This is a genomic window from Bradyrhizobium sp. RT6a, assembly GCF_040547675.1.
GTDB lineage: Bacteria > Pseudomonadota > Alphaproteobacteria > Rhizobiales > Xanthobacteraceae > Bradyrhizobium.
On sequence record NZ_JBEPQC010000001.1, the window covers coordinates 1,978,289 to 2,003,834 of the forward strand.

Genomic DNA, 25,546 nt, shown 5'->3' on the forward strand with positions numbered 1-25,546 from the left:
TTGAAACTTTTCACTTGAAATTGTCCCAGCCCGGATCCGGTGCAAAGCGCTCGCCGAATCTGCCGGCCAGCGCGCGGAGAGTGGATACGACGTGATCCACGCCGCGCGTGCGCGCATAGTTCAACGGACCGCCACGGAACGGTGCATAACCGGTGCCGAAGATCATGGCGCCATCGACCATGTCGGCATCATCGACGATACCCTCGCGAAGCGCCGCGACGCAGACGTTGGACATCGGCAGCACCAGGCGGTCGATCATCTGGTCGGTGACGCGCGGACCGGTCTCGGGCAACGGCGCCTTCTCGGCCTTGCCCTCGCGCCAGACGTAAAAGCCCTTGCCGGTCTTGCGGCCGAGCTCGCCCTTGGCGACCTTCTCGCGCAGCCAGGCCGGCGTCGGTGGCAGCAGATCGCCGAACTTGGTGCGCAGCATGTCGCCGACATCGAGACAAATGTCGAGCCCGACCTGGTCGGCCAGTTCGATCGGCCCCATCGGCATGCCGAACTGCTCCGCGGCAGCGTCGATCAGGCGCTGGTCGATCTTCTCGTCCAGCATCACCATCGCTTCCAGCATGTAGGGCGTCAGCGCGCGGTTGACTAAGAAGCCCGGCGAGCTCCTCACCGATAAAGGCAGCCGATCGATCGCGCCGACGAAGGCGAGTGCCTGCTTCAGCACCTGCGCATCGTTGCCGTCATGGCTGACGACTTCGACCAGCTGCAACCGCGACACCGGGTTGAAAAAGTGAAGGCCGACCAGCCGCTCCGGCCGCGCCAGCGTGGTGCGCAAATCCTGGAGCGGAATGCTCGACGTGTTGGTCGCGAGAATCGCGCCCGGCTTCATCCGCGGCTCGATACCGGCATAGACCTTCTGCTTGAGCTCGAGCTTCTCCGGGACCGCCTCGATGATGAGATCGGCGTTGCGGACGCCCTCCCCGTCCATGTCGGGGATCAGGCGATCGAGCGCGTCGCGCACGTCGGTCGGCTTGCGGATGATCTTGCCGTAACGCTCGGCCGCGCGCTTGACCGCGCCCGCGATCGGCTCCGCCTTCATGTCGGCGAGCGAGACGCGCAGCCCCTGCCCCGCGCACCAGGCCGCGATGTCGCCGCCCATGGCGCCGGCGCCGATGACGTGGACATGCTTGATCGTGTTGCCGGAGCCTGCCGCTTTCTTCATCTGCTCGCGCAGGAAGAACACGCGGATCAAATTCTGCGCAGTCGGCGTCACCATCAGCTTGGCGAACGAGGCCTGCTCTGCCTTGAGCATCGCGGCCTTGCGGCCGCCATGGGTCTCCCAGAGATCGATCAAGGCATAGGGCGCCGGATAATGCTCGCGGGACGCGGCCTTCGCGGCCTCCGAGCGCATGCGTTTGGCCAGCAGCCCGCGCACCGGGCCGAAATTCGCCGCGCGCGTCAGAAAGCCCGGCCGCGCCCGCTTGACCCGGCCAAACAGTGCGTCCTTCACCGCATTGCGAACGTGGCGCTCCTGCGTCACGGTGTCGACGAGGCCGAGCGATTTGGCGCGGCGGGCATCGATGGTGCGGCCGGTCAGCATCAGCGCCATCGACTGGGTCGGATTGACCAGCGCGGTGAAGCGCGCGGTGCCGCCGAGACCGGGATGTAGCCCCAGCATCACCTCAGGGAAGCCGAAGCGGGCGCCGTCGATGGCGATGCGCGACTGGCAGGCCAGCGCGACTTCGAGCCCGCCGCCGAGGCAGAAGCCATGGATCACCGCGACCGTCGGCAGCTTCAGCGCTTCCAGATGGTCGACCACCGCATGGGCCGCGCGGATCCGCGTCTCCACCATTGCGGCATCACCGGCGCCGCGAAATTCGTTGACGTCGGCGCCCGCGATGAAGCCGGACGGCTTCGCGGAGCGGATCACGAGGCCGGCAGGGCGCTCGGTCTCGATCGCCGCCAGCACGGCGTCGAACTCCTCCATCACGTCCGAGGACAGCGTGTTGGCGCTGGCGTCAGCGCGGTCGAACAGCAGCCAGGCGACGCCGTCGGCATCGCGCGTCAGCTTGAAGTGGCCGTAAGGACTGTCAGGCGCGGACTTGGGCCCGAGCTCCAGCACGCGGTCGCCGAGCGCGGTCATGATCTTGGAATCCATGGTCACACCGCCTCGATCAGCATGGCGCCGCCGAGCCCGCCGCCGATGCATTCGGTGGCAACGCCGCGCCGCGTGCCGAGCCGCTTCATGGTGTTGACGAGATGCAGCACGATGCGATTGCCGGAGGTGCCGACGGGATGCCCGAGCGCGATAGCGCCGCCATCGACATTGAGTTTTTCGCGGTCGATCTCACCGGCAGCGCCGTCCAGCCCCAAAATCTCGCGGCAGAACTTGTCGTCATTCCAGGCGGCGAGGCAGCCGAGCACCTGGGTGGCAAAGGCCTCGTTCAGCTCCCAGGTCTGGACGTCCTGGATGGTGAGATCGTTGCGCTTCAGCAGCGGCGTCGCCGACATCACGGGACCGAGGCCCATGATAGCAGGATCGAGTGCGGCCCAGTTGCTGTCGACGATGACGGCCTTCGGCGTCAGACCGTGCCTGGCGACCGCTTCGTCGGACGCCAGGATCACCCAGGACGCGCCGTCGGTGATCTGAGAGGAATTGCCGGCAGTGACCTGGCCCCAGGGACGCTCGAACACCGGCCTCAGTTTTGCCAGCGACTCGGCCGTCGAGTCCGGACGCACGCCATCGTCATGGTCGAAGAATTTTCCGTCGCGGGAGAACGCCGTTTCGACTTCGCCCTTGAGAAAACCTTCCGCCTGCGCATGCGCGAGCCGGCGATGGCTCTCGGCGGCATAGGCATCGGACTGCGCGCGGGTGATGCCGAAGAGATGGCCGACGACTTCGGCCGTCTGGCCCATGTTCAGGTCGGTAATGGGATCGGTCAGCCCGCGCTCCAGGCCGATGATCGGTTTGAGATAGCGCGGCCGCAGCTTGAAGGCGGCAGCGAGCTTCGCGGCGACGCCCTTGGCGGTGGCAAGGCCGGCGAACCAGCGCACGCCGGAATTGGGCCAGACCAGCGGCGCGTGGCTAAGCGCCTCGGTGCCGCCGGCGAGAATCATGTCGGCATGGCCCTCGCGGATGTAGCGATAGGCGGTGTCGATCGACTGCATGCCCGAGCCGCAATTGATCTGCACGGTGAAGGCGACCATGTCCTCGCCCATGCAGAGCCGGAGCGCGGCGACGCGGGCCGGGTTCATCTCGTCCGCGATCACGTTGACGCAGCCGAGGATGACCTGGTCGAAGCTATCAGGCGAAAACGGCTGGCGCGCCAACAGCGGCCGGCCGCATTGCACGGCGAGGTCGACCGGCGTGAACGGCCCCGGCCCCGAACGCGCCTTCAAAAACGGCGTCCGGCTGCCGTCGACGATGAAAACCGGTCGTGCCATCAGCTCGCCGCCCTCTGTTCACCGAGCTCTTGGAAGAACTGATGCACGTCGCCGGTTTTCTTGTAAATCGGCGACAGCGCCTCCGGCGCAAAATCGTCGACATCGATCACTTCAGTGACGGCTTCGCGGGCCGCGGCCAGCTGCTCGCCTTCGGCCTGCGTGATCACACCCTTGGCCACCGCATCCTTCCAGTCGCTCATATGCGCCGCGCGCATTCGCCTGGCGATGGCGTCCGTACCTGCGACCAGGTTGAACGCACGCTCCAGCCGGGCGAAGCCGCCATCGTCGTCGACATAAGCGAGGTCGGGCGTGAGGCGGTCGCGCGCGGCCGACGGCTCCAGCACCAAGCTCGCGCATTGATGCACAACCCGGTCCGAGGGACCCAGCACGCGGGCGCCGAATGGCTGGACCACGAATTTGAGGATGCCTGCGACGAAGCGGTTCGGCAGATTGGCGAGAATCTCCGCAAGCCGGTTCTCGATGGTCCGAAAGCCCGTCGCCATGCACCATTCGAGCGCGGCAAAGTCCTCCTTCTGCCGGCCCTCGTCCTCCCAGCGTTTGAGCGCGGCCGAGAGCAGGTACAGCTCGGACAGGATGTCGCCGAGGCGCGCCGACAGCATCTCCTTGCGCTTGAGCGCGCCGCCGAGCGTCAACAGCGCCATATCGGCGCAGAGGGCAAACGCCGCGGAGTAGCGCGAGAGCTGACGATAGAATGGCCTGGCGTCACCGGCGTCGGGTGCAAGCGCGAAGACGCCAAAGCTCCAGCTCCGGCCGAACGCGCGCAAGAGTGTCTCGAAGCTGTGGCCGACATGCTTCCAGAACACCTTGTCGAAGGCAGTGAGCCCGCGCTCGCGATCGGCATCCGCGAGCGCATCCATCTCGTCGAGCAGATAAGGATGGGCGCGGATGGCGCCCTGTCCGAACACGATGAGATTTCGGGTGAGGATATTGGCGCCCTCGACGGTGATGCCGACAGGGACGGCACGGTGGAGATTGCCGAGATAGTTTTGCGGACCGTCGATCACGGCCTTGCCGCCATGGATGTCCATGGCGTCGTCGACCGCGGTGCGCATCCGCTCGGTCGCGTGCAGCTTCATGATGCCCGAGATGACGGCCGGATGGATGCCGGCATTCAGCGCGGCGCAGGTCAGCCGTCGCGCCGCGTCGAGCTGATAGGCGGTCGCGACGATGCGTGCGAGCGGCTCCTCGACGCCTTCGAATTTGGAGATCGAGATGCCGAACTGCTCGCGGATGCGGGCATAGGCGCCGGTGGTGCGGGCGGCATAGGCGGCGCCGGCGGCGGAGAGCGACGGCAACGAGATGCCGCGGCCGGCGGCGAGCGCCGTCATCAGCATTTTCCAGCCCTGCCCTAGCCGCGCCTGGCCGCCGATGACGTAGTCAAGCGGAATGAAGACGTCGCGGCCCCAATTCGGACCGTTCTGGAACACCTGCATCGACGGCAGATGGCGTTTGCCGATTTCGACGCCCGGAAGGTTGGTCGGGATCAGCGCCACACTGATGCCGAGCTCTTCCTGGCTTCCCACCAGATGATCGGGGTCATAGGCCTTGAAGGCGAGACCAAGCAGCGTCGCGACGGGACCGAGCGTGATGTAACGCTTGTGCCAGTTGAGCTTCAGACCCAGCACCTCCTGACCCTCGAAGGTGCCCTTGCAGATGACGCCGGTGTCGACCATCGAGGCGGCATCAGAGCCGGCCTCGGGGCTGGTGAGGCCGAAGCAGGGAATGTCGCGGCCGTCGGCAAGACGCGGCAGCCAGCGCTGCTGCTGCTCCTTGGTGCCGAAGTGCATCAGGAGTTCGCCAGGGCCTAACGAGTTCGGCACCATCACCGTCACCGCGGCGGCAATCGAGCGGGTCGAGATCTTGCGCACCACTTCCGAGTGCGCATAAGGCGAGAAGCCGAGGCCGCCGAACTCCTTCGGAATGATCATGCCGAAGAATTTTTCGCGCTTGATGAAGTGCCAGACATCGGGCGGCAGGTCGCGCCATTCCCAAAAGATCTTCCACTCGTCGAGCATGGCGCAGAGCTCATCGACGGGGCCGTTGAGGAAGGCCTGTTCCTCTTCAGTCAGCGTTGCCTGTTTGACCTTCAGCAGCTTCGACCAATCAGGGTTGCCGGTAAAGAGATCGGCGTCCCACCAGACGTCGCCGGCCTCCAACGCCTCACGCTCGGTGTCCGACATCGCCGGCAGCACGCCGCGCGCCCAGGAGAAGATCGGCTTTGTCAGGCTGTCGCGGCGGAAGCTCATGGCGGACCTCATGCATCGGCGCGGTGATCGGGCATTTTAGCGGAAAGTGGCCGGCGGCGGTGAACACTTCACCTGCGAAAAGACGCGAATTGACGCGGCCGGGCAGCCGCCAAGGCCATAACGGCCGAGGCGTGGTGGCAGTTCCGGGAGTACGGAGGTCGGCCGATCTAATCCGGCCGCACCATCTCGAACATATTTTCCGGCTTGATCTCGAAATAATCACCGCTGCGGCCGGCGCGGACGATCGGGCGGGCGGCGGCGGTCTGGTAGACGCCGTCCTTGATCATGGCCTTGTCGATGTGAACGGCAACGACCTCGCCGAGCGTCAGCCAGGCGTTGGCCTCCTTGCCGTCGGCGCCCTTGAGCCGGACGATGTCGGACACCTTGCACTCGAAGGCGACGGGACTCTCGCCGACGCGCGGCACGTTGACGAGCCTGCCGGGCACAGCCGTGAGGCCGGCGACCTCGAACTCGTCGACCTCAGGGCCGACGTGCGCCGCCGTCGCGTTCATGTGCCTCGCCAGGTCCATGGTGGCGAGATTCCAGACGAACTCGCCGGTCTGCTGGATGTTCTCGACCGTGTCCTTCCAGTTGGTGGAGGAGAAGCCGATGATCGGGGGGACATAGCAGAACGCGTTGAAGAAGCTGTAGGGGGCGAGATTGACGTGGCCTTTGGTGTCGCGCGACGAAATCCAGCCGATCGGCCGCGGCGCGACGATGGCGTTGAAGGGATCGTGCTTGAGGCCGTGGCCCTTGGCGGGCTCGTAAAAGTGCAGGTCTTTGTCGGTCACGCGCTGTTTCCTTCTCGTCATTGCGAGCGCAGCGAAGCAATCCAGAATCCCTCCGCAGAGACAGTCTGGATTGCTTCGCTACGCTCGCAATGACGGAGTTTGTTGATCCGTCCTTGCCCGCACCAGCTGTCATTCCGGGGCGGTGGGCCTGCTTATAGGAGGAAATTCGCCGCCGCGTCAGTGCCGCGGGGACAATCCCGCGATGACGAAATCGATCATCTGGTCGATGGTCGGGCCCGGCTTGGTAGCGCACTGGGCGATCATCTGGGGGTGGAAAAAGCGCATCATCGCCGTGCAGGCGCACAGCGCGGCCAGTTGCAGGTCCGGTGCCTCGAACTCGCCGGAGGCCACGCCTTGCGCGATCATCTGGCCGATGACTCCGGCAATGCACTCCATGTGGTTGACGCAGACGTCCCAGTCCTCCTGCATCGCGATCTCGACCATCTCGTGCAGCTTATTGTCGCCGACATAGCGCTCGGTGTTCATGCGATGGATGGTGGTGAGCAGCTCACGGAAGCGCGGCAGCACCGGACCGGGCCTCGCCACGATCCGCTGCGCTTCCAGCTCGACCTCGCCCATCAGCGAGCGGGCCACCGCCTGATGAATCGCCTTCTTCGATTCGAAGAAACGATAGACGTTGGCGGGGCTCATCTTGAGCTCCTTGGCGATGTCGCCGACCGTGGTCTTGAGATAGCCGATCTGGCGGAACAGCCGCTCAGCCACCTCGAGAATACGATCCCGGGTGTCGCCTTCGATATGTTCCGAAACCAGTGTCATCTGTCAGGACTCGTCAATCAGCAGTTTATCTTCACTTATTCAGCCGCCTCAGCAAGCGGAATTGCGTGCTGGTCATCGCTCCCATGCTGCGGCGCGGCAGGCTGCTCAGGCGTGCCCGCCTCGTCCAGGCTCTTGCGGAACCAGAGGGCGTAGAGGCCCGGCAGGTACAGCAGCGTGAGGAAGGTCGCAACGAACAATCCGCCCATGATGGTGATGGCCATCGGCCCCCAGAACGCCGAGCGCGACAGCGGGATCATGGCGAGGATGGCGGCGAGCGCCGTCAGCACCACCGGGCGGGCCCGGCGGACGGTGGCCTCGACGATCGCCTCGCGGCGGGTCAGGCCGTGCGAGACGTCAGTCTCGATCTGATCGACCAGAATCACCGCGTTGCGCATGATCATGCCGGCGAGCGCGATCAGGCCGAGCAGCGCCACGAAGCCGAACGGGGCGTTGGCGATGTTGAGCCCGAAGGAGGCGCCGACAATGCCGAGCGGCGCGGTCAGGAACACCAGGATCAGGCGCGAGAAGCTCTGCAGCTGGAACATCAGCAGCGTCAGCATCACCATGACCATCAGCGGGAAGAGAATGAAAATCGAGGCGTTGCCCTTGGCGGATTCCTCGAACGCGCCGCCCGCCTCGATGCGGTAGGCAGGCTCGAGGTTGTCCTTGATCGCCTTCAGCTTCGGCGCGATCTGGCCGGTGACGTCGGGCGCCTGCACGCCGTCGACGACGTCGGAGCGCACGGTGATCGCCATGTCGCGGTTACGCCGCCACATGATCGGCTCCTCGTGGGCATACTCGATCTTGGCGATCTGCTGCAGCGGCACGGCTACGCCGTTGCGCGAGGTGATGGTGAGATCGCCGACTGCGCCGAGGTCGAGCCGTTCGGAGGAGACGGCGCGCGCGACCACGCCGACCTTCTCGATGCCGTCGCGCACGGTCGTCACCTGTGAGCCCGATATCAGCATCGACAGCGCCTGCGACACGTCCTGCGGGGTCAGGCCCATGGCGCGGGCGCGGTCCTGGTCGACGACGAGCTTGAGGTAAGGCGACTGCTCGTTCCAGTCGAGCTGGACGTCCTTGACGCTCTTGTTCTGCCGCATGACGTCGCGGACCTGATAGGCGATCTCGCGCACCTTGTGGGCGTCGGGGCCGATGACGCGAAACTGCACGGGAAAACCAACGGGAGGACCGAAATTGAAGCGGTCGACGCGCACGCGGGCTTCGTTGAGCGCACCGTCGGCGACGGCGTTTTCAAGCTTGGCCTTGATGCGCTCGCGCGCCTCGACGCCCTTTGCGACGATGACGATTTCGGCAAAAGCCTCGTTCGGAAGCTGCGGATTGAGGCCGAGCCAGAAGCGCGGCGAGCCCTGCCCGACATAGGCCGTGTAGGTCTCGATGTCCTTGTCGTCCTTGAGCATGGTCTCGGCCTTCTTCACCGCCTTTTCCGTGACGTTGAAGGCGGTGCCCTCGGGCAGGCGAAGCTGGAGGAACAGCTCCGGGCGCTCGGACAGCGGGAAGAACTGCTGCTGGACGTGGCCGAATCCGACGATCGAGGCGATGAAGACGCCGACGGTCGCAGCCACCACCGTGATGCGGTGGTTGACGCACCACTGCACGATGGCGCGCAGGCCCCGATACATGCGGGTCTCGTAGACCGCGTGCGGATCGTGATTGTGGTGCACCTTGATGTTGGGCAGCAGCATGACGCCGATATAGGGCGTGAAGATCACCGCCACGAACCAGGATGCGACCAGCGCGATCGCCACGATCCAGAAGATGCTGCCGGCATATTCGCCGACCGCGGAATTGGCAAAGCCGATGGGGAGGAAGCCAGCGGCCGTGACCAGCGTTCCCGTGAGCATCGGAAACGCAGTGGATTCCCAGGCAAAGGACGCCGCACGCATGCGGTCCCAGCCCTGCTCCATCTTCACCACCATCATCTCGACCGCGATGATGGCGTCATCCACCAGCAGGCCGAGCGCGATGATCAGCGCACCGAGCGTGATGCGGTGCAGGTCGAGCGACATGGTGTTCATGACGACGAAGACGATGCCGAGCACCAAGGGCACCGACAGCGCGACCACGATGCCGGTGCGCCAGCCGAGTGCCAGGAACGACACGAACAGCACGATGACGAGGGCTTCCATGAAGGAGTGCACGAACTCGCTGACGGCGTGCTCGACCACCTTGGGCTGGTCGGCGATCAGCTTGATATCGACGCCCTGCGGCACCGCCTTCATGAATTCAGCCGTCGCCTTCTCGACCTCCTTGCCGAGATCGAGGATGTTGGCACCCTTGGCGGTGACGACGCCGATGCCGATCGCGGCCTTGCCTTCCTGGCGCACGATGAAGCTCGGCGGGTCGACATAGCCATGGGTGACGGTGGCGATGTCGCCGAGACGGAACACGCGGCCGTTGCTCTCGACCGGAGTTTCGGCGACGGCCTTGGCGCCGTCGAGCGCACCGGTGACGCGCAGCGGCACGCGCTGCGACGAGGTCTCGACCGTGCCGGCCGGAGTCACATTGTTCTGCTTGGCGAGCGAATCGAACAGCGCCTGCGGCGTGATGCCGAGCGTGGCGAGCTTGGCATGGCTGAACTCGACGAAGATACGCTCATCCTGGTTGCCGTAGACGTCGACCTTGGTCACGCCCGGCACCTTCAGGAGGCGCTGACGGAAACCCTCAGAGACCTTCTTGAGCTGGGCGTAGTCGGCGCCGTCGCCGGTCATCATGTAGAGGATGGAATCGACGTCGGAGAACTCGTCGTTGACGACGGGTCCCAAAATCCCCGAGGGCAGCTGGCCCTGCACGTCGGCCAACTTCTTGCGCAACAGATAAAAGAGATACGGCACGTCCTTCGGCGGCGTGGAATCGCGGAAGGTCACCTGGAGCGCGGTGAAGCCCGGCTTGGAATAAGTCTGGACCTTCTCGAAGTAAGGCAGCTCCTGGATCTTCTTCTCGATGGGATCGGCGACCTGCGCCTGCATTTCCTGCGCGGTCGCGCCCGGCCACAGCACGGAGACGTTGACCACCTTCACCGTGAAGAAGGGATCCTCGGCGCGGCCGAGCTTCTGATAGGAGAAGAACCCGGCGACGCCGAGAATGAGCATCAGGAACAGGATCAGCGTCGGATGGCTGACGGCCCAGGCCGAAAGATTGAAGCGCTTCATCGCACTCTCCAAAGAGATCCGGTTGCAAAAAAACGACAGCCACTCTGTTCAACGCGTCGTCGCGAGGCAGCGAAGCAATCCAGGGGGCTGGGCAGGTTCTGGATCGCTTCGCCGCTTCAGCCAAAGCATTTGCGCTTGGGCCGAAACTCACCTCACACGACGTAACTCGTAAGCGAGACTTAAAAGGACAGTGACGAGACGATCCGCACCCTCTGGCTTGGATCGAGCTTCTGCACACCGAGAGCGACGATCTTGGCGCCCTCTTCGACACCGCCGGTGATGACGACGTCGTTGCTCTCATAGGACTTCACCGCGACCGGCTTCAGCGTGACCGCGCCGTTGTCGTCGACGACGTAGAAGGACGGCTTGCCGCCTTCGTTGAACAGTGCCGACAGCGGCAGCCGCGCAACGCGCTCGGTTGCGGCGTCCGACAAGGTCAGCGTCGCGGTCATGCCGAGCGAGACCTTGTCGTCGGCCTCGGGTAGCGAGAACTTTGCGAGATAGGTGCGCGTGGCAGGATCCGCGGTGGGCGCGATCTCGCGCAGCCTGGCTGTATATTTCTTGCCCGGCTCCGACCAAAGAGTGACGCTGGCGGCGCCCGATTTGGCACGTCCGACCAGCGTCTCAGGGATCGCGACGACCGCTTCCTTTTCGGCAAAGCGGGCGACACGGATCGAGGTCTGGCCCGCGGAGACCACCTGGCCAGGCTCGATCAGCGTTGCGGTGACGACGCCACGGGCGTCGGCGTTGAGCGTCGCGTAGGAAAGGGAATTCTTGGTCAGTTCAACCGAGCGCTCGGCCCGGTTCAGGCGGGCGCGGGCCTCATCGGCGGCGGCGCGGCTCGAATCCAGCTGCGCGTCGGTGGTCCAGCCCTTGGCCTTCAAATCCTTGGCGCGCTGCTCGGCGGCGGCGGCCTGGGCCAGCACGCCGGTCGCAGCGCTCTGCTCGGCGACGGCCTGCTCGGCCTGGAGCTTCAGGTCGACCTCATCGAGGGTCGCGAGCGGCTGACCGATCTCGACGGTCTGGCCGACTTCGACCAGACGCTTGGCAACCTTGCCGGCGACCCGAAAGCCCAGATCGCTCTCGATCCGCGGCCTGATGGTGCCGACGAAGCTGCGCTCGGGCTTTTCGGCATCATAATGGGCGGTGGCGACGAGAACCGGCCGCGGCGGCTCGGCCTTTTCAGCGACGGTGTCATTGCACCCAGCGAGAGCGGCAGCCATCAACGCCAGCGAAACACCGGCGAAGAGCTTGGAGTAGCTGGACAAAACGGTTCGGACGAACATCGGAGGACACTCCCTCGGCTGCAATGAGAGGAATGTCGACTAATCACTGATAAAAGTCAATAATCGTCAGTCATCAGGAAAGCGTGATCGTTAAGGGGTGGTAAGAATGAGAGTCAGCTCTAACGGAGCGGGACGCCACAATGTTATTAGTCCCGCCGGAGGTCCTTATGGCGAAGCCATCACGCGATAGTACTCGGGAAGATCGACGGCAACTCCGAGCGCGGGGGCTCCGGCCGATCGAGGACTTGGGTCCCGGATGTTACCTCAGCATCATTTCGGGCGGAGGCACATCGGCAGTCGCTTGCCGTCGCCACGAGCACTGGCGCCGATGAGGATCAGGCGTTCATCGATGCCGTTTCTGATTGGCGCGGGGACATCGAGCCTAAATAGCCAGTGGATAGATTCTGCCGTCGCTATCCATCTGGCCACTGACGTAGAAACTCCCAGATAGATGGTGGGCACGGCGCGCGAAGAACGCGCCTTTGCCCACCCTACGCAACTAGCCCCTCACCGCCCCTGCTCGACAAACTCGTGCTTGCTGTCGTGGCCGCCGATGAAGACCAGGATGCCGGCGATCAGCGGCAGCACCGCGAGCACGAGCAGTCCGGTCGAGGTCTGGCCGGTGGCTTCCTTGACCCAGCCGATCAGATACGGTCCGCCGAAGCCGGCGAGATTGCCGATCGAGTTGATCAAGGCGATGGCGCCGGCCGCCGCCGTGCCGGACAGCCAGGCGGTCGGCAGGGTCCAGAACACGCCGAAGCAGCAGAACACGCCGATCGCGGCGACCGTCAGCACGATCATCGTCAGGGTGGGGTCGGTGAGATAGCTGGAGATGCCGAGCGCGACGGCGGTGAGCAGCAACGGCGCGCCGACATGCATCACGCGCTCGCGCGTGGCATCGGAATGTCGCGCCCACAGGATCATCGCGATGGTGCCGAACAGATACGGGATCGCGGTGACGAATCCGGTTTGGGCGTTGGTGAGGCCGAACGCCTTGACGATCTGCGGCAGCCAGAACTGCATGCCATACAGCGCCCCGACGAAGCCGAAATAGACCAGGCTCAGCATGATCACCTTTGGTGAGGTCAGCGCTTCACTAAGCGACAAATGCTTCACCGCCTGCTTGGCCGCGATCTCGGCATCGAGCTTGGTCTTGAGCCAGGCCTTCTGCTCAGCCGAGAGCCAATCCGCCTTCTCCGGCCTGTCGGTGAGATAGAACCAGGTGACGATGCCGAGCAGCACGGAGGGAATGCCCTCGATGATGAACAGCCACTGCCAGCCCTTCAGCCCCATGGCGCCGTCGAGCCCGAGCAGCAGGCCAGAGACCGGTGCGCCAATCACGGTGGAGACCGGCACGGCGATGGCGAAGGCCGCGAGGAAGCGGGCGCGATATTCGGCCGGATACCAATAGGTGAGATAGAGAATGATGCCGGGGAAGAAGCCGGCCTCGGCGACGCCGAGCAGGAAGCGCAGCACGTAGAAGCTCGTGACGCCGCTCGTGAGCGACATCAGCGCCGAGATGATGCCCCAGGTCACCATGATGCGGGCGATCCAGCGGCTGGCGCCGAACTTCTCCAGCGCCAGATTGCTCGGAACTTCGAAAATGAAATAGCCGATGAAGAAGATGCCGGCGCCCCAGGAGAAGATCAGCGGCGTGAATTTCAGCTCGGCATTCATGGTCAGCGCGGCGAAGCCGAGATTGACGCGGTCGAGATAGGAGAAGAAGTAGGCCAGCACCAGGAACGGGATCAGGCGCCACGAGATGGCGCGGATCGTCGAGGTCTCGATTTCCGACTTGGCCGCGTCGGTCGAACCGGCATAGGTCGTAGTCTGGCTCATGGCTTCCCCCCGGGGTTGTTGCTTTTATGGGCTGATCCGGGTTTTGAGGATCGCCGCGAAAGAGTCAATGGAGCAAGCAATGCATCAGGCGCAACCGGTCAAACCCATTGCGCCGCTTCGGACATCGCTGATCCGCGCCGGGCTGGCGCTGGTCGTGATCGCATGTGGATTGTCGTTGCGCTGGTACGGCTTTCCGCTCGGGCTCCCCGCCTTCGTGGTGAAGTATGGCGGCTCACTGCTATGGGCGACCATGGTGTTTCTGCTGGTCGGGGTTTTACTGCCACGGCTGTCACGGACACAGAGCCATCGCGGCGGCGATCGCGGTCGCTGTTGAGTTTTCCCGGCTCGTCCATACGCCATGGCTCGATGCGTTCCGGCTAACGACGGCCGGTGCGCTGCTGCTCGGGCGCATCTTCTCGCCGTGGAACTTGCTGGCTTATGCGGTCGGGATTGCGTTCGGCGCTTGGATCGATTGGCTCGTGGCGATGCGTCGCGTGGGATAGCGCAGCGTAACCCACCACTGTTTGTCTCCGCGGAAGTGAAAGAGGTGGATTACGCTTCGCTAATCCACCCTACAGACCGACGAGGGCGCATCTCACTCCGCCAATTGAAACTTCTCAAAACGACCGAGCTCCTCCTCGATCTTCCGTTTCAGCTCCTTGCGCGCCGCGGTCTTCTTCCCCTCGCCGACCCAGGTCCATTTCTGCATCAGCAGCTTCTTTGCCTGGCGATCGGTCTTCAGATCGAGCGCGGCGACGATCTCGTCGCCGACCAGTACGGGGAGCGCGAAATAGCCGAGCTTGCGTTTGGCCTTCGGCACATAGGCCTCGAACAAATGGTTGTAGCCGAAAATGAGATTGGTGCGCTTGCGTTGGATGATCAGCGGATCGAACGGCGAGAGGATGTGGACGAGATCCGGCGGCGTGCGCTCGCCCGGCGCGAGCGCAGCCGGCAGTGCCCAGTGCGCCTGCTTGCCGGCACCGTCGATGGCGACAGGCACCAGTTCGCCACGGCGGACGCGCGAGGCGATCAGGGCAGCCACCGCCGTCTTGCGCGGCGCGTCGAGATGGCAGACCGAATCGAGGCTCACGACACCTTGCGATCGCAGCGCGCGATCGAGCAGATAGACCGTAATGTCTTTTGCCGATGCCGGCTTCGGCAGCTTGTCCCAGCCGAAATGGCGCGTCATCAGCTCATAGGTCTTGAGCATGCCCTGGCGCTCGCTGACGGTCACGGCACCCGTATAAAAAGCGAGCTGCAACGCCCGCTTCGACGGTTTTCGGCTTTGCCAGAGATGCTCCTTCTCGGTGAGCACGTCGTCCTCGATGTCGCGGATCGTCAGCGGGCCGGCGCGCACCAGCCGCATCACCTTGCGCATGTCGGCAGGCTTCACCGAGGCGAACCATTTGTGCCCCTCACGCCGGTGCTCGCGCATCGCGGGCAGGAAGAAGCGGAAGTCACCGGCCGGCACATAAGAGAGCGCATGCGTCCAATATTCAAAGACGCTCTTGTCGATGCTCTGGGCGTGGCGCAGGTCGGCGCGGCGGTAGGACGGGATCCGGCTGAACAGGATGTGGTGATGGCAGCGCTCGATCACGTTGATGGTGTCGATCTGCACATAGCCGAGATGGGCGACCGCGTCGGCGACGGCTTGCGCGCCGTCACCGAACGGCGCGCGCTCCTCCAGCCGCTGGGCATGAAGCCAGATTTGCCGGGCCTGTGTCGTGGTGAGTGGAATCGGTTTGGGCGCGCGGGACATTGCGGAACGCAGTGTAGCGGGATTCGCATCCAGGCAAGAAGCCGATCCAGGAGCGGACAAGGAAAAACCGCGCTGCCATCTGCTGACAGCGCGGTCGGAAGGTGCGCTACCCGCGCCTACTTCATCGACATCGCCTTCTGCGCCTTCATGTAATGCATGCAGGCGCTTTTCATCTTGCCGTTGCTCATGTCGGTGTTGGCCATGGCCATTTCCTTGTTCATGGCCGTCTTGGCCGGCGTATCCGCCGTGCCGCCCATCATGGCGGCGGACTTCATCATATTATCGCTGGTGCACGCCATCATGGCGGCCGATGCAGGGGAAACGGCGAACGCGACCAAAGCGGCTGCTGTGAGCAAGATTTTCATCGAAAAGTCTCCTCCGTAAAACGAAACCGGCGTCATGCCGGCCTTCGCAATTACGTATTCTCTGGCGAAGACGTTTCGTGGAGAAGACAATTTTCTTGCTGCGGTGCGAAGGCGGAGGGCTCAGCGGCCAGCTTTCGGGGCTCTGGAGCGGTCGCCAACACTGCCTGTTGCGACATCGGGTTCGCACGAGGCTTTGCCGCGCTCCTCCGCCTGGCAGCGATAGACGTTGCCGGTGAGACGATCGACCAGCCACATGTTCTCGTCGGTCGGCGCTCCAAGCCCGACATAGCGGGAGGTCAGTCCCGTGATCAGCGTCGACAGCAGGATCGCCACCGCGATCATCGCCGCGCCGATGTAGATGGGCATAGAGTTCAGGGACACGGTCCGATCCGGCGGGCCACTGCGATAGAACTGGTAATCACTTGGCCTCGGCACTGGATGGAACTCGGCTCCCCTTCGTTGCCCTTGTCGGAGGCTCCGCCCTAGGCGTCCATCTAGCCGAAAAATTGTCCGCAGACAGGCCATCGCGCGACGGCTTTGCGACAATCGGTCAGCGCAGGTTTCCCTGAGTGAACCGGGCCTCAATCCCCGAGCGGCGCCTGGGCGCGCGGTCCTCAGTGATGCGGATCACGACAGGACTGCGACGCCTCGAACGCTCGCCGGGCAGCGTGCGACCACTCTCTTCACGCGTCAGCGTCCGTCCTCGGAGTGGACCGCGGGTCGGCCCTCGGTGAGCCCGAAACCGCTTGAAATTCGCTGCCGTGGCCCCGGAGGCCCAGTTTCCACCGTGACCAAGATCACACCAGGGCATTTGAACCAGCCCTATGCTTGCAGCATCAAATAGCCATCAGGCGTCACAACGAGGATACGACAATGACTAGTTTCAATAAGTCTTTTGCACTGAAGGCGATGACCCTCTCGGCACTTCTGTCGATGACGGCCGGCTTGGCCATGGCCGGCGACGGCAATGTCTCTACCAACCAGATCCTGGATGCATTGAAGCCGAAGCCGGCGACCCGCGGCCTGTCCGCAGGTCCGCAGGTCGATCCGGCGGTGCAGGCCAAGGAATCGACGTTCCTGAACACCGTACGCAACCGCTCGACGCGGTCGCTGTCGACGGGCGAGCGCGAGCAGATTGCCGAGCTCGCCGCGACCAAGCCGAAGATCGATCTGGAGATCCAGTTCGACTACAACTCGGCCGACATCGCCAAGACGTCGGTGCCGTCGGTGCAGGCGCTCGGCAAGGCGCTGTCCGATCCCTCGCTGAAGGGCTCGACCTTCGTGGTCGCCGGCCACACCGATGCGGTCGGCACCGAGGGATACAATCAGGGGCTCTCCGAGCGGCGGGCCGACACCATCAAGAAATACCTGGTGCAGAACTACGGCCTCACCGGCACCGATCTCGTCACCGTCGGCTACGGCAAGACCAAGCTGAAAGACACCGCCAACGGCGCCGACCCGATCAACCGCCGCGTCCAGGTGGTGAACATGGACACCCAGACCGCGTCGAAGTAATTCACAGGTCATCGCCCATAAAGACGCCGCCTGCCGTTCCCCCGGCAGGCGGCGATATCATATCCAGCCTTGGAAGAGCATCAGCCGGTTGAAGGTCTGCATCGTCGTGCCAACGAAGGCCGCCGAGATCGGCAGCATGGCGGCAAAGCCTGCCGCCGCGAGCGCGACATAGGCCCACAACAGCCAGCGTGGCAGACCGCCCCGGCGCAGCACGTAGACCAGTGCGAGCGACGCCACGGTCGCAGCCGGCAGATAGTAATAGATGAAGGCGAGCGTACGCGGCAGCAACGCCCAGGCAAGCCAGCACCCGAAATAGAAGACTGCGATCAGGAACGCATCCCAGCGACGCGCAACGACGAAGTCGCGCAGCACGACGGCGAGCGCGGGCAGCGCCGGCCAGAGCACCAGGGGATTACCGAGGAAGACGATCGCGGAGACATTGTCGTCCGCAGTCTTGTCGAACAGGAACCACACCGGGCGCGCGAGCAGCGGCCATGACGGCCAGGCGCTCATATAAGTGTGGCCGGCGATGGCAGTGGTGGTGTTGTCGGCGAAGATCCGGCGTTGCGCCTCGACCAAATCCGGCAGCGACACGCCGTAGAGCGGGACGAAGGCCGCAAGATATGTCGCCGCGGGCAGGACGGTGAAGCAGAGCACGACGTGATGTAATCTGAAGTCGGGCCAGAGATCGGGCCGGTACCAATCCCCCGGCTTCGCGTCGGCAAACAGAGTGCGCCAGCCCTGCATCAGGCGGATCACCGCGACGATGACGATGCAGATTCCGAGCGGAAACAGGCCGCTCCATTTGCAGGCCGCAGCACAGCCGAACAGGCTGCCGGCAGCCGCGAACAATGCATGAGGCCGGTCCTTTCGAAAGCCGTGCATGAAGGCGGCAATCGCGAGCAGGCCGAAGCCGAGGGCAAAAATGTCGAGCATCGCGATGCGCGCCTGCACGTACAGCATCTGGTTGCAGCCGGCGATCAGCGCGGCGGCGATCGCAGGCCCTTGCGCGGCGAACAGCGCGAGGCCGCACAGATAGACCGCGACGATCGCGAGCGCGCCGAACAACGTCGCGGGATAGCGCCAGCCCAGCGCGGTGTCGCCGAAGGTCGCAATCGAAAGCGCGATCAGCTCTTTCGCCAATGGCGGATGCATCGGATTGAGCATCGGTTGCGACACCGCTGGTGCCAGCATCTGCCGCGCCGCCGGCACATAGTGCACTTCGTCGAAGACGAACTTCTCCGGCGTCGTCAAGCCGATCAGCAGCGCGAGATGCGCGACCAGGAAAATCGCGACAGCAATCACTGCGCTCCGCGACACATTCGGAACCGCGGCCAAGTCAAGTTGCGCTTGTGGGGATGTTTTGCGTGGCAAATTTGCGTCACCGCGGAGAATAATAGAGATCGCGGTTTTCATTGAACGCATTCTGCCGCAACTGTCACTAAGCATAACGCAGGTCCCGCGCTGCTTGTGATGATTCCGCCACATCGCAAGCGCGCGTGATCCGGTACGATCAGGGACACATCGATCGGTTGCGAAATGAATTTGCGTTTCTGGCTTTTCTCCACGCTCTTCTCGACTGCCTTGTGCGTGGCCCCTTGCGCCCAGGCGCAGACGCGCGTCGGTGAAGCCGTCGTGATCCAGAATGAAGTGGTTCGCGTAGCCGCGACCACGACGCCGATCAGCGTCGGCGACAGCATGCTCCGGGACGAGACCGTGCGCACCGGCGCCGGCAGCGCGGCGCGCTTCGTGATGGCGGACAGCACCAATCTGTCGCTCGGTCCGAGCGCCACGCTCAAGCTCGACCGCACGGTCTTCAACGACGAGCACAGCTATCGCGACGTCGCGATCCGCATGACGACCGGCGCATTCCGTTTCGTTACCGGACATTCCGAGAAGACCGCCTACAAGATCACGACGCCGCTCGCGACCATCGGCGTGCGCGGCACGACACTCGATATCCTGTCCCAGCGCGGCCGCTCGGTCGTCGTGCTGCAGGACGGCGCCGCAAGTGTCTGCACGACGAGCCAACAGTGCGTGCAGCTCACCCAGCCCGGCGACACCGCAATCATCACCTCGACCGGCGGCAAGGTCTCTATCAGTAAGACCAATACCCCGCCCTGGACCTTTGCCGCGACCTGCGCCGCCAGCGCGGGACTGTGCGCGGTGAACCAATATGCGGACGCGTCGCCGACCATCACGCCCGCCGTCCATGACGACGGCATGCTGTGCGGGCGCTGACGATGGAAGTATTCAACGTCAGGCGCTTCATCCTCGCGAGCGTGCTGACCGCCGTGGCCGCGTTTGCGTTTGTCGCGGTCGAGGCCCGTCCGGCGGCAGCCGCCACGGCGTGCGAGTCCGAGTGCGCAGGGTCGACGCCCACCCCGGCGCCGAGCTATTCACCCTCGCCGACGCCGACCTACAGCCCCTCGCCTTCGCCCAGCCCCTACCCGTCATCGTCGCCGAGCCCTTATCCGTCCTCCTCGCCGAGCCCGACGCCGACGCCGACCGGCGCGGATTCCAGCGGCGGCTCGATCGGCGGCCTCGCCAACCAGCGCTTCAACCAGATGATCACCAACCGGGTGCTCGGCACGGTGCTGCTCGGCGTCAACGAGCAGGTCAATTGCAGCAACTGCGTCAGCGCATTCGGCTCCGCCGGCTCGTTTTCGGCGGGCATCCATGGCCGCAAGGAGCTGACTAACAATCTGTCGCTGCTCGCCGGCATCGCCTACACGCAGTACAGCGAGGGCGGCTACAACATCACCAGCGCGCCGATCGGTGCGTTCGCGCTGCGCTATGACTTCACCGACTGGGGCTCGTCGCGTCCGTTCTTCGACGTCGGCACGATCCTGACGCCGTGGGAGAAGGCGCGCTACACCCGCAGCTACAACACCAGCCTCGGCCCGGTGAGCGTCACGAGTTCGACCAACGCCTCGAACTACGCCGTCTACGGCCGCGCCGGCTGGATAAGCCGCGTGTCGCCCCGCGACGAGGTCGCCGCCTCCATCGAGGTCTGGCAGCTCTGGCAGCGCGTCTCGGGCTACACCGACAGCGCAGTGGCGTTCAATCCGTTCGACGCCAGCATCGCGACCGGCACCGACCGCACCAGCCTGGTCAAGATCGGCGGCCAGTGGACGCATCTCTACGGCAGCAATATCGAGGCCAACATCAACGGCGGCTGGGTGCAGTCATTCGCCGGCCATAGCGGCATCGTCGCCACCGTGACCGGCGACGGCGTGGTGGTGCCGACCATGGGCAACCAGGGCTGGTTCGAATATGGCGGCCGGCTCGGCTTCCGCGTGCAGAAGGGCTGGATCGTGGACCTGTTCGCCAACGGCACACTCGGCCCGCAGCCGGTGGGTAACACCATCCATGGCGGCGTGGGGCTGCGGATCAATTATTAGCGGCAGGCCTTCGCCTCAAATTCCGCTGTCATGCCCGGCTCGAGGGCATCCAGTACGCCGCGGCCTATCGATTGACCAACGACCGTCTCGGCGTACTGGATCGCCCGGTCAAGCCGGGCGATGACAGTGAGTATGTGACAAGGGCACGCCCTTCACGCTGCCGACTTGCCCTCGAACGCGCGGCGCAAGGTCTCCACGTCCAGTTTCACCATCTTCATCATGGCCTGCATCGCGCGTGCGGCAGCCGCCTTGTCGGGGCTCGATAGGAATTCGAACATCACCTTCGGCACGACCTGCCATGACACGCCGTAGCGGTCGTGGAGCCAGCCGCACTGCTCTTCCTTGCCGCCATGGGCCAGGAAGGCATTCCAGACGCTGTCGACCTGGGCCTGATCGTCACAATGGATCATCAGCGAGAGCGCATGGGTGTATTCCATCTTCATGCCGCCGTTGAGCGCGACCAGGGGCTGTCCCGCCACCGTGAACTCGACGACGAGCACGGAGCCTTCCTTGCCGGACGGGCCATCTGAAACGTTGCGCTGAACATGAGTGATCGCCGAATTCGGCACGAGCGAGACGTAGAACTTCGCGGCTTCCTCGGCATCGCCATTGAACCACATGCAGGGAACGACCTTCGACATCGTGAATGCTCCTCTTCAGTTGTGATGTTCGCGCGCTCAGATCAGGCGTTCGCCATGTCGGGCTGGGCCGCGAAGGCCGCCATGTCCATCCAGTTCACGCCCCACATGTGGCCGTCCGGATCCTCGAAGCTGCGGCCGTACATGAAGCTGTATTCGTCCTTGGGGCTGGGATCGGCCACCCCGCCTGCAGCCTTGGCCCTGCTGACGATATCGTCGACCTCGGTCCGGCTGTCCGCGGACAGGCAGAACAGCGCCTGGTTTGAGGTCTTTGCGTCCGAGATCGGCTTCGGCGTGAACTGACGGAATTTCTCGTGGGTCGTCAGCATCGCGTAGATGGTCTCGGAAAAGACCATGCAGCTCGCCGTGTCGTCGCTGAATTGCGGGTTCCTGGTCGCACCGACCGCCTCGTAAAAGGCAGTGGCGCGCTTGAGGTCAGTCACGGGCAGATTGACGAAAATCATCCTGGGCATCGGAGCTCCTTGGGCGGGGTTCTGCCCAAGGACGGACGGCCAAGCGGCGATCCGACACGGCTTCCGGATCTTTTTTTGGACCCTTGCCTGCGAGGTTCTGTCGCACAGAACCCGCTGGCTTTCAGGCGATCCTCACTTCTTCTCGTTCGGATCGCGGTGAATGGGATCGACCCACAGCACGGTCTCGGGCTTCTCGACCGGCTCGATGTCGAGGTTGATCGCGACCGCCTCGCCGTCGCTGCGCACCAGCACGCATTCCAGCACCTCGTCCGGGCTGGCGTTGATCTCCTGATGCGGCACGTAGGGCGGGACGAAAATGAAGTCGCCGGGACCGGCTTCCGCAGTGAATTGCAGGCTCTCGCCCCAGCGCATCCGCGCCTTGCCCTTCACCACGTAAATCACGCTTTCGAGATGGCCGTGGTGGTGCGCGCCGGTCTTGGCGTCGGGCTTGATGCTGACCGTGCCCGCCCACAATTTCTGCGCACCGACGCGCGCGAAATTGATCGCGGCCGCGCGGTCCATGCCCGCCGTCGACGGCACGTTGGTATCGAGCTGGTTGCCGGGAATGACGCGCACGCCATCATGTTTCCAGCGATCGTCGTGATCGTGGTCATGGTGGGAATGCGAATGGTCATGGCCGGTCATGGGACTTGCTTTCTGTTGGTTCCGTGTGCGGCAAACTAACCCAAAGCCGCGACATCGAGCCATAACAAAAACGGAACCCTCATAGCCCCCGGACGTTGTCCTAGCGAGCAAACCGCAGGAGAGTTTCATGGGTAGCACGACCGACAAGATCAAGGGCACCGCAAACGAGGCAATGGGCAAGGCCAAGCAGGGCATCGGTGAAGCCACCGGGTCCGAGCGCCTGAAGGGTGAAGGTGCGGTCCAGGAAGTGAAGGGCAAGGGCCAGCAGGCCATGGGCGACGCCAAGGACGCCGCGAAGGACGCGGTCGATCGCGCCGCGGCTGCAGCCAAGCGCGCGACGGAATAACGGCGTCGCACTGAATGCGAAAAGACCGGCCGAGAGGCCGGTCTTTTTGTTTGCGGGTTACTTCACCCCGAGCAACTCTACGTCGAACATCAGCGTCGCGTTCGGCGGGATCACGCCGCCTGCGCCGCGGGCGCCATAGCCGAGCTGCGGCGGAATGATCAGCGTTCGCTTGCCGCCGACCTTCATGGAGGCAACACCCTCGTCCCAGCCGGCGATGACGCGGCCCTTGCCGATCGGGAATTCGAACGGCTCGTTGCGGTCGACCGACGAGTCGAATTTCTTGCCCTTCTGGCCGTTCTCGTAGAGCCAGCCGGTGTAATGCATCACGCAGATCTGGCCCGGCTTGGGCGAAGCGCCGGTGCCGGCGACGCTGTCGGTGATCTGCAAACCTGAAGCTGTGGTCATGGTCTTCCCTGCGGTCTGGGCCGAGGCCGTGGTGGAAACGAAATCGGACACGCCGGCGATTACCGTGATCGCGAGTGCCGACATGATGGCGAGGAGCACGCGCTGTAAACGCTGCATAAGACACCTTCCGTTTGAGGCGCAAGGTGTCTAGCGCAACGCCGACGCCGTTGCCACCCCTCACACCTCGATATTTTCGAGCCGCACGGGCAGCTTGCGGATGCGCTGGCCCGTCGCGTGATAGATCGCATTGCAGATCGCCGCATTGGTGCCGACATTGGCGAGCTCGCCGAGCCCCTTCACGCCTGCCGGGTTGATGTGATCGTCCTGCTCGGAAAGCAGGATCACCTCGACACCGGGGACGTCGGCATTCACGGGCACGAGATAGTCGGCAAGATTGTCGTTGACGTAGCGTGCATTGCGCTCGTCGATCTCGGTGGCTTCCAGCAGCGCCGAGGACATGCCCCAGATCAGGCCGCCCATGAGCTGGCTGCGCGCCGTGCGCGGATTCATGATGCGGCCCGCCGCGAACGCTCCCACCAGCCGGGGGCAGCGGATTTCATGGGTAAAGCGGTTGACGCGGACCTCGACGAACTCGGCACCGAAGGCGTAGGCGATCTTGTCCTTCATCTGATGGCCACCGACGAGCCGCGCGTGCCCGCTGTGCATCGCCGTGAAGGAATCCAGCGGCGCGCCTTCAGGCTTCCACTCGCCGTATTCCTCGACGATACCGACGCCGAGCGCGTCGAAGGCCTTCTCGATGTCGAGCGGACGATCACTCTTCGCCGCCTGGGTGCTCGGCGCCTGGCTGATGCCGAGAGTCTCCTTGGCCTTGTCGGCGAGGCTGTCGCTCGGCATCACGGCCTTGAACAGCCTTTGACGAATCCGGTCGCACACCATCATCACCGCCGAGCAGGTGCTGGCAGTCGAGTTCGAACCGCCGGCAACAGGCGCCGGCGGCAGATCGCTGTCACCCAGGAAGACCGCGACCTTCTCCAGGGGGACGCCGAGCCGCTCGGCCGCGGTCTGGGCGATGACGGTATACGCACCGGTGCCGATCTCGTGACCGGCGATCTCGACCCGGGTACGGCCGTCGCGCTGGAGGCGGACGCGCGCCGCAGACGGCGCCATCTGCGTCGGATAGCAGGTGGCGGCACAGCCATAGCCAACCAGCCAGTCGCCGTCGGACACCGATTTCGGCTGCGGCGAACGCTGCGACCAGCCGAACGCCCTGGCGGCCTCATCGAAGCATGCCATCAATGACCGCGTCGTATAGGGCTTGCCGCCGATCGGCTCGACATTGGTGTCGTTGATGCGGCGGAGCTCGACCGGATCCATGTTCAGCTTCACCGCAAGCTCGTCCATCGCGCTCTCCAGCGCGAAGAGATACGGCACCTCCGGCGGCGAACGCATGAAGCCCGGCGTGTTGCGGTCGGCGCGCACGATCGACACCAGACTGGCGACGTTCGGGCAGGCATAGAGCCGCGTCGTCGTCTTGGTGCCACCGACGCAATAGGCATCCGGGCGCGACGAAACCTCCGCGCCGTCGTGCCTCAAAGCCACCAGCTTGCCGTCCCGGCCCGCACCAAGCCTGATCTCATGGCGCGTCTCGGCGCGATGGGTCGCGATGGTGAAACCCTGATCGCGGGTCGGCACGAGCTTGATCGGCCGGTTCAGGCGTTTGGCGATGCCGGCGATGATGGCGGTGCGGGGCGTCATCGAGCCGCGCGAACCAAAGCCGCCACCGACATAGGGATTGACGACACGGACCTTGTCGGCGTCGATACCGAGCTGCTCGGCGACGCCGTTCTTCAGGCCATAGACATACTGGCTGCCCTCGTAGATGACGAGCTCGTCGCCCATCCAGGCACAACTCGTCGTAAACAGCTCCATCGGATTGTGGTGCTGGGTCGGCGTTTCATAGGAGGCGGTGAGCTTGACCTCGGCTGCGTCGAACGCCTTGGCGAAATCGCCGACCTCCGGGTCTTCCTTGAACTGCGCGTTTTGTCCCTTTGCCGCTGCCGTGGTGGTGCCCGGCGAGTCGAAGGTCGCACTCGGAGCTACGGCCGTGTAGCTGACCTTGACGCGATTGGCGGCTTCGCGCGCCGCCTCGTAACTCTCGGCGATGACGACGGCGATAATCTGGCCGTCATGGGCGATGTCGGCTGATTTCAGCGGCTGGATCGTGGTGCCGGCATAGCCGCCATTGCTGAACAGTTTCGATTCCTTCAGCTTCGGGGCGTTCTCGTGCGTGACGATGTCGATCACGCCGCGGACCTGCCTGGCATCGTCGAGATCGAAACTGTCGATGCGACCCTTGGCGATGGCGCTCGTGACCAGGAATGCGTAGGCTGGATTGTCGAGCGGCATGTCGGACGCATATGTCGCTCGGCCCGTGACCTTTGCGGCCGCGTCGTAGCGCGGCACGGGCCGGCCCATGTTTGCTTTCGGCTCGGGAGCTGCAGCGGTCATG

General features: G+C 64.3%; 22 protein-coding genes and 1 pseudogene. 6 read left to right on the forward strand and 17 right to left on the reverse strand.

Features of this window, described 5'->3' with window-relative positions:
• Positions 1-10 precede the first annotated feature (10 nt).
• The 7 genes from ABIC03_RS09415 to ABIC03_RS09445 form a co-directional block, all read right to left on the reverse strand.
• Positions 11-2,107, reverse strand: a complete 2,097-nt coding sequence (locus ABIC03_RS09415) for a 3-hydroxyacyl-CoA dehydrogenase NAD-binding domain-containing protein (RefSeq protein WP_354057340.1) — start codon at positions 2,105-2,107, stop codon at positions 11-13.
• A gap of 2 nt (positions 2,108-2,109) precedes the next feature.
• Complete coding sequence (locus ABIC03_RS09420) at positions 2,110-3,393, reverse strand: acetyl-CoA C-acetyltransferase (protein ID WP_354057342.1); 1,284 nt, start codon at positions 3,391-3,393, stop codon at positions 2,110-2,112.
• Positions 3,393-5,660 (reverse strand): acyl-CoA dehydrogenase, encoded by a 2,268-nt coding sequence (locus ABIC03_RS09425; protein ID WP_354057344.1) that lies wholly within the window; start codon positions 5,658-5,660, stop codon positions 3,393-3,395. Before ABIC03_RS09425 ends, ABIC03_RS09420 begins: the two co-directional genes overlap by 1 nt.
• A 167-nt stretch (positions 5,661-5,827) precedes the next feature.
• Entirely contained in the window at positions 5,828-6,451 is a 624-nt protein-coding gene (locus ABIC03_RS09430) for a flavin reductase family protein (protein ID WP_027516354.1), read from the reverse strand.
• Between the two features lie 177 nt (positions 6,452-6,628).
• The gene (locus tag ABIC03_RS09435) at positions 6,629-7,228 is read right to left on the reverse strand and encodes a TetR/AcrR family transcriptional regulator (RefSeq protein WP_027516353.1); all 600 of its coding nucleotides are present in this window, start codon (positions 7,226-7,228) and stop codon (positions 6,629-6,631) included.
• Between the two features lie 35 nt (positions 7,229-7,263).
• Complete coding sequence (locus tag ABIC03_RS09440; RefSeq protein WP_354057346.1) at positions 7,264-10,401, reverse strand: efflux RND transporter permease subunit; 3,138 nt, start codon at positions 10,399-10,401, stop codon at positions 7,264-7,266.
• A gap of 179 nt (positions 10,402-10,580) precedes the next feature.
• Positions 10,581-11,687, reverse strand: a complete 1,107-nt coding sequence (locus ABIC03_RS09445; RefSeq protein WP_354057348.1) for an efflux RND transporter periplasmic adaptor subunit — start codon at positions 11,685-11,687, stop codon at positions 10,581-10,583.
• A 201-nt stretch (positions 11,688-11,888) separates the two neighbouring features.
• On the opposite strand from ABIC03_RS09445, the gene ABIC03_RS09450 reads away from it, so the two are divergent.
• Positions 11,889-12,077: an antitoxin MazE-like protein gene (locus ABIC03_RS09450; RefSeq protein ID WP_354057569.1), complete on the forward strand. Its 189-nt coding sequence runs from the start codon at positions 11,889-11,891 to the stop codon at positions 12,075-12,077.
• Positions 12,078-12,194: 117 nt separating this feature from the next.
• Here the strand turns inward: ABIC03_RS09450 and ABIC03_RS09455 are convergent, their stop codons facing one another.
• Positions 12,195-13,526 carry an MFS transporter gene (locus tag ABIC03_RS09455; protein ID WP_354057350.1) on the reverse strand — a complete coding sequence of 444 codons (1,332 nt, stop codon included), beginning with the start codon at positions 13,524-13,526 and terminating at the stop codon, positions 12,195-12,197.
• A gap of 79 nt (positions 13,527-13,605) precedes the next feature.
• Between ABIC03_RS09455 and ABIC03_RS09460 the strand changes: the two are divergent.
• A pseudogene (locus ABIC03_RS09460) lies at positions 13,606-14,029 on the forward strand (ribosomal maturation YjgA family protein).
• A 92-nt stretch (positions 14,030-14,121) separates the two neighbouring features.
• Here the strand turns inward: ABIC03_RS09460 and ABIC03_RS09465 are convergent.
• From ABIC03_RS09465 to ABIC03_RS09475, 3 genes are all read right to left on the reverse strand, one after another.
• On the reverse strand, positions 14,122-15,285 hold the full coding sequence (locus ABIC03_RS09465; protein ID WP_354057352.1) for a winged helix-turn-helix domain-containing protein: 1,164 nt from the start codon (positions 15,283-15,285) through the stop codon (positions 14,122-14,124).
• Between the two features lie 116 nt (positions 15,286-15,401).
• Positions 15,402-15,650 (reverse strand): hypothetical protein, encoded by a 249-nt coding sequence (locus ABIC03_RS09470; protein WP_007595197.1) that lies wholly within the window; start codon positions 15,648-15,650, stop codon positions 15,402-15,404.
• 120 nt (positions 15,651-15,770) lie between these two features.
• Positions 15,771-16,016, reverse strand: coding sequence for a hypothetical protein (locus ABIC03_RS09475; RefSeq protein WP_354057572.1), 246 nt, complete (start codon positions 16,014-16,016; stop codon positions 15,771-15,773).
• Positions 16,017-16,523: 507 nt separating this feature from the next.
• On the opposite strand from ABIC03_RS09475, the gene ABIC03_RS09480 reads away from it, so the two are divergent.
• Positions 16,524-17,165, forward strand: coding sequence for an OmpA family protein (locus tag ABIC03_RS09480; RefSeq protein ID WP_354057354.1), 642 nt, complete (start codon positions 16,524-16,526; stop codon positions 17,163-17,165).
• A 57-nt stretch (positions 17,166-17,222) separates the two neighbouring features.
• On the opposite strand, the gene ABIC03_RS09485 is transcribed toward ABIC03_RS09480, so the two are convergent.
• Entirely contained in the window at positions 17,223-18,653 is a 1,431-nt protein-coding gene (locus tag ABIC03_RS09485) for a phospholipid carrier-dependent glycosyltransferase (RefSeq protein ID WP_354057356.1), read from the reverse strand.
• A gap of 51 nt (positions 18,654-18,704) precedes the next feature.
• Between ABIC03_RS09485 and ABIC03_RS09490 the strand changes: the two genes are divergently transcribed.
• Together ABIC03_RS09490 and ABIC03_RS09495 are read left to right on the forward strand one after the other, a co-directional pair.
• Positions 18,705-19,406: a FecR family protein gene (locus ABIC03_RS09490; protein WP_027568515.1), complete on the forward strand. Its 702-nt coding sequence runs from the start codon at positions 18,705-18,707 to the stop codon at positions 19,404-19,406.
• 2 nt (positions 19,407-19,408) lie between these two features.
• Positions 19,409-20,569: a hypothetical protein gene (locus ABIC03_RS09495; protein WP_354057358.1), complete on the forward strand. Its 1,161-nt coding sequence runs from the start codon at positions 19,409-19,411 to the stop codon at positions 20,567-20,569.
• 152 nt (positions 20,570-20,721) lie between these two features.
• On the opposite strand, the gene ABIC03_RS09500 is transcribed toward ABIC03_RS09495, so the two are convergent.
• The 3 genes from ABIC03_RS09500 to ABIC03_RS09510 all read right to left on the reverse strand — a co-directional run bounded on the left by ABIC03_RS09500 (position 20,722) and on the right by ABIC03_RS09510 (position 22,325).
• Entirely contained in the window at positions 20,722-21,210 is a 489-nt protein-coding gene (locus ABIC03_RS09500; protein ID WP_275171456.1) for a VOC family protein, read from the reverse strand.
• A 41-nt stretch (positions 21,211-21,251) separates the two neighbouring features.
• On the reverse strand, positions 21,252-21,680 hold the full coding sequence (locus ABIC03_RS09505) for a VOC family protein (protein ID WP_354057360.1): 429 nt from the start codon (positions 21,678-21,680) through the stop codon (positions 21,252-21,254).
• Between the two features lie 132 nt (positions 21,681-21,812).
• On the reverse strand, positions 21,813-22,325 hold the full coding sequence (locus ABIC03_RS09510) for a cupin domain-containing protein (RefSeq protein WP_007606929.1): 513 nt from the start codon (positions 22,323-22,325) through the stop codon (positions 21,813-21,815).
• Positions 22,326-22,452: 127 nt separating this feature from the next.
• On the opposite strand from ABIC03_RS09510, the gene ABIC03_RS09515 reads away from it, so the two are divergent.
• The gene (locus ABIC03_RS09515; RefSeq protein WP_275171453.1) at positions 22,453-22,671 is read left to right on the forward strand and encodes a CsbD family protein; all 219 of its coding nucleotides are present in this window, start codon (positions 22,453-22,455) and stop codon (positions 22,669-22,671) included.
• A gap of 57 nt (positions 22,672-22,728) precedes the next feature.
• Here ABIC03_RS09515 and ABIC03_RS09520 read toward each other — a convergent pair whose 3' ends face one another.
• Together ABIC03_RS09520 and ABIC03_RS09525 are read right to left on the reverse strand one after the other, a co-directional pair.
• Entirely contained in the window at positions 22,729-23,193 is a 465-nt protein-coding gene (locus ABIC03_RS09520; RefSeq protein ID WP_007606926.1) for an FKBP-type peptidyl-prolyl cis-trans isomerase, read from the reverse strand.
• A 60-nt stretch (positions 23,194-23,253) separates the two neighbouring features.
• Positions 23,254-25,545 (reverse strand): xanthine dehydrogenase family protein molybdopterin-binding subunit, encoded by a 2,292-nt coding sequence (locus ABIC03_RS09525; RefSeq protein WP_354057363.1) that lies wholly within the window; start codon positions 25,543-25,545, stop codon positions 23,254-23,256.
• Position 25,546 lies beyond the last annotated feature (1 nt).